Consider the following 15,996-nt stretch of genomic DNA (forward strand, 5'->3'; position numbering starts at 1 on the left):
GGTGAAATATACGCGTGAATGATTCCCGTGTAGTTATGTGGCTGGAGCGCCAAGGATATGCAAACGTCCGGCGCATCGGTGGCGGCGGCATGGGAACCGTCTTCGCGGGCACCGATGTCGATTTAGGGCGCAACGTTGCAATCAAGACGGTGTTGCCGGAGCTGCACAACGAAGAAGGGCTCAAGCGCTTCCACAATGAAATGAAGGCGCTGGCGGCCATCCATAGCTCCTATGTCACGCACATAAATAAGAAGCTGGCCGATAACGAGGGCAATCTCGGCTTCGAGATGGAGCTTTTCGAAGGCGGCACGTTGGAAGAGCTCATCCGTGAACGTCGCCAGAGTAATGAGCCGGGTTTTAGCATCAGCGACGTCGTCAAGTACTTGCGCCCCGTGGCCAAAGCACTGGACCAAATGCATTCGATGCGCCCCGATGGGTGGATTCACCGGGATGTAAAACCGGCCAATATCTTGCTACGCCGCCGGCCCACCGATAGAGGTTATAGCGTTCTGAGCGACTTCGGAATCGCTATCTCGGAGGGACAGTCGCGTTTGACCGCCGTAGGCAACGTAATCGGAACTGAAAACTACTCTTCACCAGAGAGCAATTCGCGTGATTACAGCGGCCAGGAAGCATCCTTTTCAGGTGATAACTATGCGCTAGCACTCATCGCGTTTGAGATGCTGACCATGTATCACCTCAAAGAGATGATGCCGGAGTCTGCCTGGCGCACCAAGCGTATAGTCCCGGCGATGGGCACCCCGGCTATCGTGGCACGGCTTGATCCACAGGCGGCAATGGCCACTCAGCAGATTGACGCAGTGATGGAACGAGCACTGGATAACACTCCTTATAAGCGTTTTCCAGAAGCCAGCAAGTTCATCGATGCACTGGAGGCATGCGGAAACGGTGGAGCCGATCTTAATGCGCGATCCGCAATCCCGGAGAACCAAGCCACGAACTATCCGGCAAGCGGTCAGCTTCCCGCCATGGGCTTTAGTATGGGCAGCGCCCATAACCTCACCGGAGGTGCGCAGAATTGGGGCAACCCCGCGATGGGCTCGGTGCCTTCTTATGGCGGGCCTATCAATGCGCCCTTCAACCCAGGAATCAATCCGGGGGCGTCCATGCCTTCAGCAAGGTCAATGCAGCAATCGCCGCAGCAGGTACGGTCTGCTCGGCCGGCGCAGCCTGCGCGGCCGCAGAAGGATAACAACAACGCTTTGATGATTGCGGCGACGATTCTCATCATCATCACGATTGCGATCACCACAATTGCGCTAGTAACCGGCTAACTTTCACGCTTTTAGGTATTAGTATGGACTTTCGGAATAAACCTGTCCATCTATCCTCGACATGGAAAGCATCTTATCTATGCAGTCTAACGCCAGCTCGCCGGCAAACTCTGGACCATGGCTTCAGATCAATGACTTGGTCGGGCAGGTACACCGGATGGGCCCGGGCGACGAGCTCATAGTAGGCCGTGCTGGTGACTTTGTAGTAGGCGCAGAGGACTTGGACCTGCACCGTCAGCTATTCCAGCTGTGGTACTCTGGCCAAGGCTGGATGCTCGCCAACGTGGGCCGCCATATTCCGCTTTATATCAGCCAGCGCAATGTGCGCTCCCATTCGCGCATCGAGATAGGGCCGCGCGGCTTGGCACCCATCCCACCGGGGCCGACCGCCATCACTTTCACCACGCCTGATTGCGTGTACGAGATTCACATCGACGTTCAAAACAACGACATGATTCGCCGCACCCCGCGCCCGCTGGATGAGGAGGGGGACCGCACGCGCACTCGCCACGTCCCGAATGACGAGCAGGAGCTACTGCTGCGCCAACTGGCTAGCTACCTCCGTGCGCCGGGTGCCACGGATGCTAATATCCCGGCGATTCGCGAGCTGGCGCAGGCGCTTGGCTGGACCGAGAAGAAGACCAACCAGAAGATCGATCGCCTGATTGAAAGCCTTAAGGAAGACGGCGAAGCGGTGTATAAGCCTCATAAAAACTGCTTGGCTCACTTTGCCGTTCAGCGCTATCGTTAAGGTCTAGGAAGACCTAGCGCACCTAGCACATAGAGCATTTCTCGTATCGACACAGAAAAGAAGGCGCACACTATGACTTATCCGTATCCACAACAAAAAGATAAGTCCGGCGTGGTGCCTATCGTCGTCGGAATCGTCATTCTCGTCGCAATCGTGGCAGCCGCCGCTGCATTCTTCTTGCTTGGGCGGGGCGGTGAGAAAACTGAGCAGACTGCGCAGCAGGAATTCAAGCCGGTGGAATCGACCACCACCTCGACAGCCAGCACCACTTCCGCAGCGCCTAGCACAAAAGAAAGCCCAAGCCCGTCCGTAGTAACCGTGACGGAAACAGCGTCTAACCCGGAAGAGCATTACGACCACGGGCGCGATAAGTCCACCGTCAGCGGTGGTATTTTGAGCGACCGCGGTTGGTCCGGCAGCTATGCATCGTGCACCGCGGGCGAGGACCTCATCCTCGCTGGCACCAGCGATGACGGCAAGGTTGTCGTCTGCGGCAACGCCGGCGGTGCTACCTACCGCTCCGATATGTTCGGCGGCACCTTGGAGCTGCCCGCCGAAGGTCACGAAGGCACCTACCAGGTTGATGCCGATCCTTCGTCCATCGTGGTCAATGCCGATGGTCTGCGCGTCTACCAAGACAACGCGACCGTAGAAAGCGTCACCTGGAACGACTATTGGCAGCGATAGGTGTTTGCTTGGCAGCACCGCGCTGCACACACTAATTAATTGCTGGACTTCTTCTTACGATCCGCGGCAGCAGCGGCGGCAGAGGAGATGGAGTCGTGGCGGTTCTTGAGCAGCTCAAGAGTGGTCTCTTCCGCGTTGTCCGGAACCTTTGCGCCGAGAACGGCTAGCGCGGCGTCGGCAAGCATGGCGGCGGTCTCCGGAACGCACTGGGAAGCGTCGAAAGGCGGGGTGCCATCGTTCGGGCGCATCTCAATGACCGAAAGCGCGATGTGGAACGGAAGCTCGATGCGGGGGTCATCCTCGCCGACGATTGAGGCGGCAATTTCGCGGAAACGAGACTGCAAAGCAGTGCGCTGTTCGTGGTACTCGGAGAACTCGGGGGAGTTAGCCACCGGCAACTGGTAGAGGCGGCCAACGTTCCAGCCGCTGGTGAGCAACAGGCGGGATTCCGCCGCGACGAGGGACCATAGGCGCTGCTCAGCGGTGGCTTCGGAGGCAGCAAGTTCCTCGGCGAGCTCGAGGGAAGGCTCGATGGTGGAGTTAAGGAGGGTTAAGAAGATCTCCGTCTTGGAGGGGAAATGATAATACAGAGACGCCTGGCGAATGCCCACGGCATCCGCAATCTGGTGCGTCGAAGTGGTGGCAAAACCCTGCGTGGTGAAAAGCTCTGATGAAGCGTCGAGGATCTCTTCACGGGCGGTAGTTCCACGGCGGCGCGGGCTGTTCTTGCGCGGCCTACCAACAGTTCCAGCCATGGGGCAGGACGCCTCCTTTCGTGTGAATGAATTTTAATTCATTAAGCCAGTTAAGTGTACTCGTTTATATTCGCAGCAACTAATTAATTGTCCTGCGTGGAGCAGTCTTTCTGACGTTTATCAATGGACTCAAAGTTTGCGGATACCGTGCGGCAGGCGGAGCCATAAGCGGTGCGGTCGAGGGGTGGGAGAGTAGCAAGGACACCATCGCGTCCGTTGACGCCGGCGTGCCACTGGCGCAACTCCAACGCGATGCCGGTGCCCCAGGCAAGGGATAAGGCTTCGGCTTCGGCGGCGTCGAGAAGCTCACGCTCAACGCCGATCGCGAGGCGATCCGGAGTAGGACGTGGCGCCGGCGCGGCCCAACGGGCAATGGCGGCGATGGGGGCGAGCAGGACACCCTGGATATCCACGGGCGCATTGCGATCCGGCAAGCCGTCGACCACCTTGAGCGCTGGCGGGCGCAAATCCAGTGCTTCCTTCAGCAGCGCATCTTCGCTGCCGACGCCCAGCGCCAGGCCAGCGTCGGCACGGCTGGCCATGTTCTCCTCCGCAGGATGGCCAACAAGGCCCACGTCCCTAAAAATAGATTCCAGCTGCGGGTCCTCGCCCAGCCAGGTGATGGCCATGGAAGGAAGTGCGTCACCGCGGGCGACGGGGCCGGAAAGGCGCACGGGGCTGGCGACGCCGGGCGAGCGCACGATGTCAGTGATAATGCGAGAAAACCACGTGGCAAGTTCTAGCTCGTTCGCGCTGTGGTCTAGAGAATTGTGCAGGAGATCCTGCGCTTCCGCGAGTAAGCCGCGGGCAGTAGCGGGGGATTGGCAGTGTGCTGCGAGCTCACTGAGATCCGCCAAGGATTGATGCAATGGCATGCGCCTTAAAAGCCCTTTCGAGGAGAGGGAAAGTGAATATCACTAATCTATCACCAGCTCGAATCCCGCATAGGGAAGTTGTGGGTTAAGTAGCAGATAGTTATCTCGTGGCCAAGAACAAAACGCACAAAAGCCGCTTTCCATCCAATCGAAGTGATTGAAAGAAAGCGGCTTTCGAAGGTTCTTTTACCGTGTCACACTTGCCAGCGGCAAAAGTGCGCTGTTGAGAAACCCAGCTACTGATTTAGCGGGCGGTGAACGGCAGGAGAGCCATTTCGCGTGCGTTCTTCACAGCGGTAGCGACCTGGCGCTGCTGCTGTGGGGTAAGACCGGTCACGCGACGGGAACGGATCTTGCCACGGTCGGAGATGAAAAGACGCAGGGTCTTTACATCCTTGTAGTCAACCGTCTCGATACCCTCAGCCTTCAGCGGGTTCTTCTTCGGGCGACGGGTTTGTTCCATGCGGAACTTCTTTTGGTTATTGCGCTTGATAGCCATTGTGCAATTACCCCTTTACCAGCTGGACTTGCGAACGCCCGGCAGCTCACCACGGTGAGCCATGCCGCGCATACGGACACGGGACAGGCCGAACTTACGGAGGTAACCGCGTGGACGGCCGTCGGCTGCGTCGCGGTTACGGATGCGGGAACGGGATGCATCACGTGGCTGACGGTTCAGCTCGAACTGTGCGTCCAGACGATCCTCGTCCGAGGTGTTCGGGTTCTTGATGATGGCCTTGAGCTCAGCGCGACGCTCCGCGTAGCGGGCGACGATTTCCTTGCGCTGCTCGTTCTTGGCGATCTTGGACTTCTTAGCCATAGATTATCGCTCCTCGCGGAATTCGACGTGCTTGCGGACGACCGGATCGAACTTCTTCAGGGTGATGCGATCCGGGTTGTTGCGCTTGTTCTTACGGGTCACGTAGGTGTAACCGGTGCCCGCAGTGGACTTCAGCTTGATGATTGGACGGATGTCATTACGTGCCATCTTTAGATCTTCTCCCCACGTGCGCGAATCTTGGCAACGACGGACTCGATGCCATCGCGGTCAATAATCTTCATGCCCTTGGTAGAGACATTCAGGGTGATGGTACGGCCCTCGGAGGGCAGGTAGTAGCGACGACGCTGCACGTTGGGGTTCCAACGGCGCGAAGTGCGGCGGTGCGAGTGCGAGACCTGCTTGCCGAATTCCGGCTTGCGGCCCGTTACCTGGCAAATAGCCGACATGGGTCTTCTTTCTCCTAGCCGCCCACATCATGGCTACTGACGGTTATGCCTTCTGCGGTGAGGCGCAGTGCTCGAAAAGTGAGGTTGAGCATGGATGGCAAGACCGTCAAACACCAGTAGACGGGGCGTAAAACGTATACTTTGACAACAGCAAGGGGAAATCTTACAGCCCGCGGTCCAAATTACCTAATCGCCTTCCTTGTCCCAGTGCTGCAAGCTGATGCAGTGGGCTCGTGCGAACTACCTGCGCCATTTGGTCTTGTTAACGCCTGTGGCTGTTGTTAATTATGCGGGCCGATTCCTATATATACGGAGCGTAATAGCGTGTATGTGGGTTTGGGGAACTGATGGCAAAGGTGTAACATGCTTTAAGTTGTTGACATCTCCGCCCACGGGAAGCGCAAGCTATATCCCGGAGCGATGAGGTTAACGCCATTTTAATCTGTACGTCCCAACTCGGGCACGATCTTCGACACCGATAGAGGGCTGCTTTGTAAAAAGTTCGCCGTTCTTTAAGGCTTAAGCCAGGTAGAAGAGTGAAGAACCGACCCGTAGTTTCAACCCTGAGGGAATAATTATGAAGAAGGATATCCACCCGGATTACCACCCGGTGGTCTTCAAGGACGCCGGCACTGGCCACTCGTTCTTGACCAAGTCCACTGCTACTTCCGATCGCACCGTTGAGTGGGAAGATGGCAACGAGTACCCACTGATCGTCGTTGACGTGACCGCTGAGTCCCACCCGTTCTGGACCGGTGCACAGCGCGTTATGGATACCGCAGGCCGCGTCGAACGCTTCAACCAGCGCTTCGGTGCAATGGCTCGCCGCAAGAAGAAGAACGCGTAAGGAGGATAGAAGAAAATGGCAACTCCTAAGTTCAAGATGTCCCGCGCGAACACCCGCGCACGTCGCTCCCAGTGGAAGGCAGACAACGTCGCCCTTCAGGAAGTCACCATCGACGGTCAGACCGTGCGCATCCCGCGCCGTCTGGTCAAGGCTGCAAAGCTCGGCCTGGTAGACGTGGAGCAGTTCTAATCTAGAACGCCCTACTTTTTAAAAAAGCCTGCGAGAAGCACCTTAAACAAGGCGTCTTCCTCGCAGGTTTTTTCTTTTGAATAGATCTTTTAAACAGATAAATGGCCTAAAGGCGCCGCGAGAAACGTTAGCTTGTGGCTTTGGGGGATGGAAAGGGGTTGGATTGCATGGTGGCTTCGAAAATCCACCATGAATAGTTCATAATTATGTTTATGAAAATTCTTGTCGTCGACGACGAGCAAGCGGTACGCGAATCGCTGCGTCGCTCTCTCCGGTTCAATGGTTATGAAGTCATGATTGCCAGTGACGGCCTTGAGGCGGTGGAGGCTGTCCGCAATGAAAATCCGGAGCTGTTGATCCTCGACGTCATGATGCCCAACATGGACGGCCTTGAAGTCTGCCGTACTCTTCGCAGCGAGGGTTGGGATCGCCCAATCCTGGTGCTAACTGCTCGCGATAGTGTCTCCGACCGCGTGGCTGGTCTCGATGCCGGAGCGGATGATTATCTACCGAAGCCATTTGCGCTGGAGGAGCTTTTGGCACGCGTGCGTTCTTTGCTGCGCCGCGCCGCTGCAGACTCCATTGGGACACCGCACAGCGTGGAGACCGAGCTTTCCTTTGAGAATTTGCAGCTCGATGCTGATACCCGTGAGGTAAAGCGCGGCGACCGGCATATCTCTTTGACCCGTACCGAGTTTGCTTTGCTGCAGCTGCTGATGGAAAACCCGCGCAAGGTCATGCCGCGCAACGTGATTCTGGAAGAGGTATGGGGCTACGATTTCCCAACTTCCGGCAACGCACTAGAGGTCTACATCGGCTACCTGAGGAAGAAGACGGAAGGTGAGGGCGAATCGCGTCTCATCCACACCGTGCGCGGCGTTGGTTATGTTCTGCGGGAGTCGACTCCGTGATTTTGAGGAAGCCAGCGTCCAACGCCGAGGCTTCCGAACAGGTACAACCCACCCCTGTTAACGAGATTGCCGGCGGAAGGGGGAGTTGGGCTTCTCGGGCGCCACTACGGTGGCGTCTTTCGCTTGTTACGGGTCTGGTCGTGGCCATCGCTGTGGCGCTTATGACCCTGGCAACCTACTGGATTGTGTCTGAGTCTTTGACCGCGGCCGTCGACAAGCAGCTTGAGCAAAAAGCCGACGTGTTGATTCAGGAAAGCCAGGACCCGCGTTTTGTTGAATCTATCGATTCCGAAGTCGCGAAGTTTAAGCTCTATAATCCATCGACGCGTATCGCGATTTCCCCGCCTTCCTGGAGCTTTACCTTTGGTGATGCCATCCCGGTGGGGGATAAGTTTCAGAAGGATGATGATTACACCGAGACCTCGGTGCGCACCGTCGGTGGCGAGCGCATCCTCGCAAAACGCCATGATTTAGGCACCACTGTGGTCTTGGCCCGGGACTTGAGCGAGACGAATGATATCATCGCGGCCATCGGCGCAATCTTGCTCGTTATCGTTGCGCTTGGCGTTCTGCTGGCGATCTTTGCCGGCATGCTCGTTTCCAAGACTGGTATGCAGCCGATTTCGCGCCTGAAGCGTGCGGCCGATTACGTCACGCAGACCAACGATCTACGTCCTATCGAGGTTGTCAACAATGACGAGATGGCGCAGCTTACGGTTTCCTTTAATCAGATGTTGGAAGCGCTGCAGCAATCGCGTGTGCAGCAGGCCCAGTTTGTGGCGGACGCGGGACACGAGTTGAAGACTCCGTTGACCTCGATGCGTACCAACATTGAGTTGCTGATGATGATGAACAAGTCCGGCGGTGGGGTTGGTATCAGCGAAGAAGATCGCCGCGACTTGGAAGATGACGTCATGTCACAGATGACGGAGCTTTCTGCGCTCATCGGTGACTTGGTCGACTTGGCTCGTGAGGACGCCACGGAGAAGGCTCCGGAGCCGGTTGACCTTATGGAGGTGCTCGAATCTTCGCTAGCGCGCGCTAGGCGACGCCGCCCCGACGTCGAGTTCCGGGTGCGCTTTATTCCGTGGGTCCTAGAAGGCGATCCATTCGCCCTGGGCCGCGCAACGCTTAACCTGATGGACAATGCGGCGAAATGGTCGCCTGCGACCGGCACCGTGCGTGTGTTCATGCAGCAGATCAGCGAGCACGAGGTCCGCCTCCGAGTCGACGACTCTGGCCCGGGAATTCCGCCGGATGAGCGGGAGAAGGTATTCGAGCGTTTCTACCGTTCCGCAGACGCCCGCTCGATGCCGGGCTCTGGTTTGGGTCTGGCCATCGTTAAATCCGTGATTGAGCGCCACGAGGGCTCCATTGAAATTAAGGATTCGAACGATGGCGGCACGCGCATGGAGGTTATCCTGCCGGGTTACCGTGGGGAAGGCGAGACCTTTGTTGATGGCCTTTCCGATCCTTCCGCAAACGAAGAAGATGAGGCGGCAGTTGATCGCGGCACCATCTTCGCTGAGCGCTGGTTTAATCAGGGTTAATCTGCGCCGGCCTTATTGCGGCATAAAAAGGGGTTGCGTTGCAGGTCAGGACATACAGGGTTCTAACAGTTATTCTTATATGGCTAGCAGAATCGTTACAGATGCACCCCAGCCCACCGCGGCACAATTGTCTACATGAATACGAGGAACTCAAACATGAATGAGCCTGCGGATCCACGCGGCGAAAGGCCAACGTCCGAGAATCAACCCAATCTCAGCAATTCTGCCGGTTGGAATGAACCGCGCGAGAACTTCGGGGCGCAGCCTAGCTCCAGCGGCCAGGCTGGTTCCTTTGGGATGCAGGGCGCTAACTTCAACCACGGCGTGGGCAATCCCCAATTCGTCGGCGGCCAAGCAAGCCCGCAGACCCAAAGCTTCGGCGTGGGCCAGCCCGGCCAGCCAGGACAGTTCGGCCAACCGGGCCAACCTAACCAGGGCATAACTTACGTAGGGGCGCAACCGAACCCGCCAGAAAAGAAGAAGGTGGGCCTGGGTACGGCTTTGGCCATGTTCCTCGTCGGCGCCGTTGCTGCGGGCAGCATTACTGGCCTGGCTCTAGGAGCGAAGGACAACAACGATACGAGCACCGTAAACCAGGTTCTGCAGAATGAGCCGGTGGCTAATAGCACCGGTGAGGAACCAGCTGAGGGCTCAGTTGAGGCCACCGCTGCTAAGGTGCTGCCCGCGGTTGTTTCCATTGAGGCTTTGGGCCTTACCAGCGCTGCTGAGGGCTCTGGTTCCATCATCTCGCCGGATGGCTATGTGCTAACTAATCACCACGTGGTTGCCGGCGCTGAGCGTGGTGGCCAGTTGCGCGTCAGCATGAACGACGGCAGCAAGCACGAAGCTGAATTTATTTCTTCCGACGCAAACACCGACGTCGCGATCATCAAGATCAAGGACGTTAATGACCTGCCGTTCCTGCAATTCGGTGATTCTGACGCCGTGGCCGTTGGCCAAGAGGTCGTTGCTGTGGGCTCCCCGCTGGGGCTAAATGCCACAGTTACCTCCGGTATTGTCTCCGCGAAAAATCGCCCGGTTCGCGCATCCCAGGAGGGTGGCGAGAGCTCGCTTATCGACGCCATTCAGACCGATGCCGCAGTTAACCCTGGCAACTCCGGCGGCCCATTGGTTGATATCAACGGCAACCTGATCGGCATGAATTCCATGATTGCCTCCTTGTCGAGCTCCGGCTCGAGTGAAGCAGGCTCCATCGGCTTGGGCTTTGCAATCCCTTCCAACTTTGCGAAGCGCATGGCTGATCAGCTCATCAACAAGGGCGAGGTTAAGCACCCAACCTTGGGCGTCAAGGTGGACGCGCGCGACAGTGGCGACGGCGCACGCATCGTCGAGGTTGAGCCAGGCAGCCCAGCAGAAGAAGCAGGGCTGAAGGCAGGCGACCTCGTTACCCGCGTCAACGACCGCCGCATCGAGAACTCTGATTCCTTGATTGCCGCAGCTCGCTCGCAAGACTTCGGCGCCAAGGTCACGCTCGAGGTCAGCAATGAGGAAGGAAAAGATCCTCGCCAGGTAGAGGTAACCCTTTCGGGCGAGTAAATTATCCACTAGCAAAAATCGCCCGAATCTTTGAAGAAGAATTTTTGGTCCTATAAAGGAGCTACATTGGCAGACCATGCTGACAACGAGACCAACAACGGCATTTTCGAGGTCTCTGAGGAATCCACAGGGTCTTTGTTGGACGTCGCTGAGCCTGATGACGCCTTCCTGATCGCCAGCGAGCAGGAGCAAAACTTCAACGCACCGCGCCGCGCACTGGTGGTTGTCATCACTGACCACCCAGACGAGAACTCGGATGATACGTCCCGTTTGGTCGGCGAGCTCCTTTCTGAGGCTGAATTCCAGGTCGATGGCTCCGTGACTGTTCGTTCCAAGAAGTCGAAGATCCGTCAGGCCATTGAAACCGCAGTCGTCGGTGGCGTTGACTTGGTCCTTACCGTCGGCGGTACTGGTGTTGGCCCGCGCGATAAGGCACCTGAAGCCACACGCGCGGTCCTGGATCAGATGGTTCCCGGCATCGCGCAAGCACTGCGCTCTTCCGGCCAAGCCTGCGGCGCAGTCGATGCCTGCACCTCGCGGGGCATCTCCGGTGTTTCGGGCTCGACCGTCATCGTTAACTTGGCTTCCTCCCGCGCCGCAGTGCGCGACGGCATGGCCACGCTGGCCCCGTTAGTTCATTACCTCATCGACCAGCTGCAGAAATACAGCGTCTAGTAGCCGGTAAGTTTCCTTCTAGTATTCATGTCTGAACCGCGTAAACGCCGCCGGGCCGTTCGTCGCTCCGCCGTGGACTATGACCGTACTGCCGATCAACCGGACTTTGTATCTGCCTTTGATAACTCGGGTCGGGAAGGCGGCGGGGACGCTCATCGCGTAGTCCAGCTCGATGAGGATGCCCCGGCCGAGCAGAAGCATGACGAAACTTTCTACAGGGAGCAGATGCCACCGCATTATGGCCAATAGGCGCGAGCGTTTCCCACCTCTAATTATTGGCCATTAATGACGACGAACTCCGGTTGTCTTTTCTCTAAAAGACAACCGGAGTTCGGTCTTTATGCAGGTTGTAAAACCTTATGCCTGGTGGCGGCCGGTGCTCTCCTGGTTGTAGGAGGTCCCCGCAATGTTGTGGCCTGGACCGGAAGCGTTCTGTGCTTCCATTAGGTCGCGGATCTCGGTCAGGAGCTGCTCGGTGGTCGGAGCTGGTTCTTCTGGGTCAACGCCGTGGCGGCGCTTAGCAGCTTCGGAGAGCTTGTTGATTGGCATCACGATGAGGAAGTAAACAACCGCAGCGATGATGAGGAAGTTGAGGGCAGCGGTAATAACAGCACCGAAGTCCATGAAGGTGGACTCGTTGTCGGTGATCTGGAAGCCAAGGCCCTTGACTTCTGCGGAGCCGAAGGAGTTGATCAGAGGCTGGATGAGATTGTTGGTGACGGCGGTGACGATAGCGGTGAATGCGCTACCAATGATGACTGCGACTGCCAACTCGATGACATTGCCGCGGAGGATGAAGTCCTTAAAGCCCTTCAGCATTGGGAGGGTTTCCTTTCCTAAAGCACATTGTGACCCTTGCCCCCGAGTGACTTTTCTAAGTTAGTCATGAGCCAAATGTTATGAAAATTAAAAACAGGGGCTAGTGGGGTCTTATCCTAGCGAGTTTTAGGGGATGTGACAACGTTTCTGGCTCAATCGGAAGGCTTCTGGAAGCGGCTCTACGCTAATTCATGCCGGTGGCTCGTTGTCCCACAATGACAACGGTGAGCGGTTGGCTCAGCGAAGCGGCTGCCACGGCATCAGCTTGGGAAGCAGGAAGAGCTAAAAGCACGGTGGTGGCGTGGCTTTCTTCTTCGCCGCTGGTTGTCGTAATTACTCGCCCACCTGCGGCGATGACTGAGCTAGCAGTTGTTTGGCCTTCTTCTATCTCTTCTTTGTTAGCGCCAGCGATGACGTTGACCGTATCCCCATGGTGGAGGTGGGGAAGGATGTCAGGTTCCGCTGGCTTGAGTGGAATCATGTGGGATTCCTCGCCCGAGTTTTTTCCTGTGGAGTTATTCACTAAATCGTCCACGAGCTGCGGGCCAAGCAGTCTCGTCTCGGTAAGAATTTCTCCAGCTGAACCCGCTGATACGACCACGCGGCCTTCAAGCTCCTCGAGGTTGGTATCGACTTTCGTTTCCGGCAGTGCGCTGGCCGGGATGGGCGCTAGCGTGACGTCGTCAAGCGAAAGAGCATGGCCCGCAGGAACATCGCGGGCAAAGACCACCGCCAGCGGGTGTTCCTTGCGAGCGGAAAGCATGCTGAAGCCTGCTGCAGCAACCAGCACCAATGCAACAAAGCGTCTTAACATCAGCGCCCGCCGATGCCCTGGGGTGCGCAGCATTTTCAGCAATTTATCCGCAGTCATGCTCTTTTAGACTGCGGTTGTGGGGTTATGGTTCCGCTTTTTGCTGTTTCTTATGGCTAAACCGTCTTGCTAAATGCCTGGCTCAATGTCGACGAGCCCACGCTCAGTCAGAATGACATCAACTGGGCGGTCGTGTTCTTCCTTTGGCACATCGCGGACCTCGCTGGAGTGGACCATGGCAATGACCTTGGGCTTGCCGGGAATAAGTGGAGTAAGCGCGCGGTCGTAGTAGCCAGCGCCCTTTCCGAGGCGGTAGCCGCTCTTGTCCACTGCCATCGCTGGAGCAAAGATGAAGTCGAGCTCAGCCAAGATGGAGCTGGGGAAGCGCTCGCCGGTTGGTTCTGCGATGCCGAGCGCACCGGGTTGGAGGCTCTCGGGGCCTTCGTAAAGCGCCCAGTAAAGTTGTCCATCGTCGCCAGAGATAGGCAGATATACCGCCTTACATGCCTGTGCCAGGGTGTGGACAAACTCGCTGCCGCCGGGTTCTGAACTCAGAGGGTTATAGGCTGCGACCTGCATATCGGGGCTTAGAAGTTGGGCGGCCGCGTTGCACCAGGCGGCGTCGGCAGTGGCCTTCTCCTCGGGGCTGCGGGTGCGGCGGGCATCGAGAAGCTCCGCGCGCAATTTATGCTTTTGCTTGGCTATCTCAGTCACTATCTCAGTCATAGAACAAATAGTAATTGCTGGTGTATCGCTGCACGAAAGCAAAAGTTCGGCCTGTAAGCTCAAACTTATGGCTAATAACAACGAGGGATCCCTGCACGGGATTAAGACAGTTGTCGTGCCGGCAGCGGGCCTGGGTACCCGCTTTTTGCCGGCCACCAAAACTGTTCCGAAAGAACTGCTCCCTGTGGTTGATACCCCGGGTATCGAACTCATCGCGGAGGAAGCCGCCTCGGTTGGTGCGCAGCGTCTAGCAGTTATTACTGCCCCCAACAAGCAAGAAGTGATGCGTCACTTCGATGCCTTCCCGGAGCTTGTTGAGACCTTGGACGCGCGTGGTAAAGATGAGCAGGTTGCGAAGGTGCGCCGCGCAGGCGAGCTCATCCACCCGATCTCGGTGGAGCAGGAAAAGCCGCTTGGCCTAGGTCATGCGGTCGGTCTTGCAGAATCCGTATTGGACGATGACGAGGACTGCTTCGCCGTCATGCTCCCGGATGACATTGTCTTGCCGGCGACTGTCATGGAGGAGATGGCACGCGTGCGCGCTGCCGTCGGCGGCTCGGTGCTTTGTGCATTCGAGGTCGAGCGCGAAGAGACCTTCAACTACGGTGTCTTCGACGTGGAAGATACCAACGCACCTGGCGTGAAGAAGGTCGTTGGCATGGTAGAAAAGCCAGAGCCTGAAGATGCGCCTTCGAACCTAGTGGCCACCGGTCGCTACCTGCTAGACCGCAAGATCTTCGACGCGCTGCGCCGTATTTCCCCAGGCAAGGGTGGCGAGCTGCAGCTTACCGACGCCATCGAGCTGCTCATCCAGGAAGGCCACCCGGTCCACGTGGTGGTTCACCGCGGAAAGCGTCATGACCTGGGCAATCCTGGCGGATATATTCCGGCAAATGTGGACTTCGGCCTGCACCATGAGAAGTATGGCCCGGCTTTGTACAAGGCAATCAAGCAGATCATTGCCGAGTATGAGGCTGAAAAGGGCATCAACTAATCTAGGTCAGAAGACAAACAGGGAAGGCGGCAGTCTATGCGTTCAGTAGATGATCAGCTTGCGATGATTACTGATGCGGCGGTGACACCGGAGCCAGTGCGTATCGCGATTGCGAACTCGCTGGGACTGATGTGCGCTGAGGAAGTGCAAGCCAATCAGCCGCTGCCCGGATTCCCGCAGGCGGCAATCGATGGCTACGCGGTGCGCGCCGTTGACGTGGGAGGCGAGCGTGCTTTGAAGGCGCGGCGCGCTACTGAGGAGGACGCAGAAGGGGAGCAAAAGGGCCCTGAGGTTGAGCGTTCCATTCCCGTGGTGGGTGAGGTTCCGGCGGGCTCGCGCCAGCCGCTGCGCTTGCAGCCGAAGCAGGCGGTGCGTGTTTACACCGGTGCGCCTTTGCCCACGCTTGCCGACGCCGTCCTTCCCCTCGAATGGACCGACCGCGGCCGCAAGCGAGTGACGGCGCATCGCCCTGTGCGCTCGGGTGACTTTGTGCGCCGGGTAGGTGACGATATCCAGCCAGGCGATGTCGCAGTTTCTTCGGGAACTATCCTGGGACCTGCGCAGATTGGTCTTTTGGCCGCTGTCGGTCGCTCAAAGGTTTTGGTTTATCCGCGCCCGCGCGTGACCATCTTGTCCTTCGGTAAGGAACTCGTGGATATCGACCGCGAACCGGGCCTGGGTCAAGTATTTGACGTTAACTCCTATTCCTTGGCCGCTGCGGCGCGGGAAGCAGGCGCTGACGTACAACGCGTCGGCATCGCGGAAGGCGAGCCGCGACGAATCCGCGAGGCGCTGGAAACACACATCGCCCGCAGCGAGGTTCTGGTGATCTCCGGTGCGGTCGGCGGCGCCGGTTCTGAGGCAGTGCGTGAGGTGCTGCGCGAGCTCGGCGATATCGATACCTCCCGCGTGGCCATCCACCCAGGGTCGGTGCAAGGCTTTGGCTTGCTGGGGGAGGAGCGCGTTCCGACGTTCCTGTTGCCTTCGAACCCGGTCTCGGCATTGGTCATTTTTGAAGTATTCGTGCGCCCACTAATTCGCCTTTCTCTGGGCAAGCGCAATGCAAATCGCCGCGTCGTGCGTGCTCGTGCGCTCAACCACATGGATTCGCGCCCAGGTCGCCGCGGTTTTATCCGTGCGCGTTTAATGCGTGACGCTGAGACTGCCGACTACCTGGTTGAGGGTTTGGGCGGCGCGAGCGGTGCACCGGCTCACCTGTTGGCGGGTCTTTCGGAGGCTAACGCGATGATTAGGATTCCGGAAAGCGCTACTGAGATCCGTCCGGGCGACGTGGTGGACGTGCTCTTTTTGACGCAGCGCAGCTAGG

At 57.7% G+C, this 15,996-nt stretch carries 21 protein-coding genes; 12 read left to right on the top strand and 9 right to left on the bottom strand.

What is annotated here, in order from left to right; all coding sequences use genetic code 11:
• Nucleotides 1-14: 14 nt before the first annotated feature.
• From QKB66_RS00245 to QKB66_RS00255, 3 genes are all read left to right on the top strand, one after another.
• Entirely contained in the window at nucleotides 15-1,295 is a 1,281-nt protein-coding gene (locus QKB66_RS00245) for a serine/threonine-protein kinase (RefSeq protein WP_414252437.1), read from the top strand.
• A 79-nt stretch (nucleotides 1,296-1,374) separates the two neighbouring features.
• Nucleotides 1,375-2,046, top strand: coding sequence for a DNA-binding response regulator (locus tag QKB66_RS00250; protein ID WP_248091120.1), 672 nt, complete (start codon nucleotides 1,375-1,377; stop codon nucleotides 2,044-2,046).
• Nucleotides 2,047-2,118: 72 nt separating this feature from the next.
• Nucleotides 2,119-2,733 (top strand): hypothetical protein, encoded by a 615-nt coding sequence (locus QKB66_RS00255; protein ID WP_248091117.1) that lies wholly within the window; start codon nucleotides 2,119-2,121, stop codon nucleotides 2,731-2,733.
• A 35-nt stretch (nucleotides 2,734-2,768) separates the two neighbouring features.
• Here the strand turns inward: QKB66_RS00255 and QKB66_RS00260 are convergent, their stop codons facing one another.
• The 6 genes from QKB66_RS00260 to rpmB form a co-directional block, all read right to left on the bottom strand.
• On the bottom strand, nucleotides 2,769-3,488 hold the full coding sequence (locus QKB66_RS00260; RefSeq protein WP_248091114.1) for a TetR/AcrR family transcriptional regulator: 720 nt from the start codon (nucleotides 3,486-3,488) through the stop codon (nucleotides 2,769-2,771).
• Nucleotides 3,489-3,571: 83 nt separating this feature from the next.
• Nucleotides 3,572-4,363, bottom strand: a complete 792-nt coding sequence (locus QKB66_RS00265) for a hypothetical protein (protein ID WP_070455974.1) — start codon at nucleotides 4,361-4,363, stop codon at nucleotides 3,572-3,574.
• Between the two features lie 244 nt (nucleotides 4,364-4,607).
• Nucleotides 4,608-4,856 carry a 30S ribosomal protein S18 gene (gene rpsR, locus QKB66_RS00270; protein WP_034657238.1) on the bottom strand — a complete coding sequence of 83 codons (249 nt, stop codon included), beginning with the start codon at nucleotides 4,854-4,856 and terminating at the stop codon, nucleotides 4,608-4,610.
• A gap of 21 nt (nucleotides 4,857-4,877) precedes the next feature.
• Complete coding sequence (gene rpsN, locus QKB66_RS00275) at nucleotides 4,878-5,183, bottom strand: 30S ribosomal protein S14 (RefSeq protein WP_061921278.1); 306 nt, start codon at nucleotides 5,181-5,183, stop codon at nucleotides 4,878-4,880.
• A gap of 3 nt (nucleotides 5,184-5,186) precedes the next feature.
• Entirely contained in the window at nucleotides 5,187-5,351 is a 165-nt protein-coding gene (gene rpmG, locus QKB66_RS00280; protein ID WP_042530058.1) for a 50S ribosomal protein L33, read from the bottom strand.
• Nucleotides 5,352-5,353: 2 nt separating this feature from the next.
• On the bottom strand, nucleotides 5,354-5,590 hold the full coding sequence (rpmB, locus tag QKB66_RS00285; RefSeq protein WP_005279911.1) for a 50S ribosomal protein L28: 237 nt from the start codon (nucleotides 5,588-5,590) through the stop codon (nucleotides 5,354-5,356).
• Between the two features lie 577 nt (nucleotides 5,591-6,167).
• Between rpmB and QKB66_RS00290 the strand changes: the two genes are divergently transcribed.
• The 7 genes from QKB66_RS00290 (at nucleotide 6,168) to QKB66_RS00320 (ending at nucleotide 11,568) form a co-directional block, all read left to right on the top strand.
• Complete coding sequence (locus QKB66_RS00290; protein ID WP_061921281.1) at nucleotides 6,168-6,437, top strand: type B 50S ribosomal protein L31; 270 nt, start codon at nucleotides 6,168-6,170, stop codon at nucleotides 6,435-6,437.
• Nucleotides 6,438-6,452: 15 nt separating this feature from the next.
• Nucleotides 6,453-6,626, top strand: a complete 174-nt coding sequence (gene rpmF / locus QKB66_RS00295; protein ID WP_005530148.1) for a 50S ribosomal protein L32 — start codon at nucleotides 6,453-6,455, stop codon at nucleotides 6,624-6,626.
• Between the two features lie 212 nt (nucleotides 6,627-6,838).
• Nucleotides 6,839-7,537 (top strand): response regulator transcription factor, encoded by a 699-nt coding sequence (locus tag QKB66_RS00300; RefSeq protein WP_282439970.1) that lies wholly within the window; start codon nucleotides 6,839-6,841, stop codon nucleotides 7,535-7,537.
• Nucleotides 7,534-9,087, top strand: coding sequence for an ATP-binding protein (locus QKB66_RS00305; RefSeq protein WP_248091109.1), 1,554 nt, complete (start codon nucleotides 7,534-7,536; stop codon nucleotides 9,085-9,087). The genes QKB66_RS00300 and QKB66_RS00305 overlap by 4 nt, the downstream gene beginning before the upstream one ends.
• Before the next feature lie 156 nt (nucleotides 9,088-9,243).
• Nucleotides 9,244-10,644: a S1C family serine protease gene (locus tag QKB66_RS00310; RefSeq protein ID WP_248091107.1), complete on the top strand. Its 1,401-nt coding sequence runs from the start codon at nucleotides 9,244-9,246 to the stop codon at nucleotides 10,642-10,644.
• 102 nt (nucleotides 10,645-10,746) lie between these two features.
• Nucleotides 10,747-11,319: a molybdenum cofactor biosynthesis protein B gene (locus QKB66_RS00315; RefSeq protein WP_061921496.1), complete on the top strand. Its 573-nt coding sequence runs from the start codon at nucleotides 10,747-10,749 to the stop codon at nucleotides 11,317-11,319.
• Between the two features lie 27 nt (nucleotides 11,320-11,346).
• Nucleotides 11,347-11,568, top strand: coding sequence for a hypothetical protein (locus QKB66_RS00320; protein WP_082778570.1), 222 nt, complete (start codon nucleotides 11,347-11,349; stop codon nucleotides 11,566-11,568).
• A 108-nt stretch (nucleotides 11,569-11,676) separates the two neighbouring features.
• Here QKB66_RS00320 and mscL read toward each other — a convergent pair whose 3' ends face one another.
• From mscL to QKB66_RS00335, 3 genes are all read right to left on the bottom strand, one after another.
• Nucleotides 11,677-12,138 carry a large-conductance mechanosensitive channel protein MscL gene (mscL, locus tag QKB66_RS00325; RefSeq protein WP_414252438.1) on the bottom strand — a complete coding sequence of 154 codons (462 nt, stop codon included), beginning with the start codon at nucleotides 12,136-12,138 and terminating at the stop codon, nucleotides 11,677-11,679.
• 184 nt (nucleotides 12,139-12,322) lie between these two features.
• On the bottom strand, nucleotides 12,323-13,009 hold the full coding sequence (locus QKB66_RS00330; protein WP_414252439.1) for an SAF domain-containing protein: 687 nt from the start codon (nucleotides 13,007-13,009) through the stop codon (nucleotides 12,323-12,325).
• A gap of 69 nt (nucleotides 13,010-13,078) precedes the next feature.
• The gene (locus QKB66_RS00335; RefSeq protein ID WP_248091105.1) at nucleotides 13,079-13,675 is read right to left on the bottom strand and encodes a 5-formyltetrahydrofolate cyclo-ligase; all 597 of its coding nucleotides are present in this window, start codon (nucleotides 13,673-13,675) and stop codon (nucleotides 13,079-13,081) included.
• A gap of 67 nt (nucleotides 13,676-13,742) precedes the next feature.
• Here QKB66_RS00335 and QKB66_RS00340 point away from each other — a divergent pair, with 67 nt between their 5' ends.
• Both QKB66_RS00340 and glp read left to right on the top strand, forming a co-directional pair.
• Complete coding sequence (locus QKB66_RS00340; RefSeq protein WP_061921302.1) at nucleotides 13,743-14,669, top strand: UTP--glucose-1-phosphate uridylyltransferase; 927 nt, start codon at nucleotides 13,743-13,745, stop codon at nucleotides 14,667-14,669.
• Nucleotides 14,670-14,705: 36 nt separating this feature from the next.
• The gene (gene glp, locus QKB66_RS00345; protein WP_061921305.1) at nucleotides 14,706-15,995 is read left to right on the top strand and encodes a gephyrin-like molybdotransferase Glp; all 1,290 of its coding nucleotides are present in this window, start codon (nucleotides 14,706-14,708) and stop codon (nucleotides 15,993-15,995) included.
• Nucleotide 15,996 lies beyond the last annotated feature (1 nt).

The sequence above is a fragment of the Corynebacterium sp. c25Ua_89 genome (assembly GCF_047459735.1).
Classification (GTDB): domain Bacteria; phylum Actinomycetota; class Actinomycetes; order Mycobacteriales; family Mycobacteriaceae; genus Corynebacterium; species Corynebacterium simulans.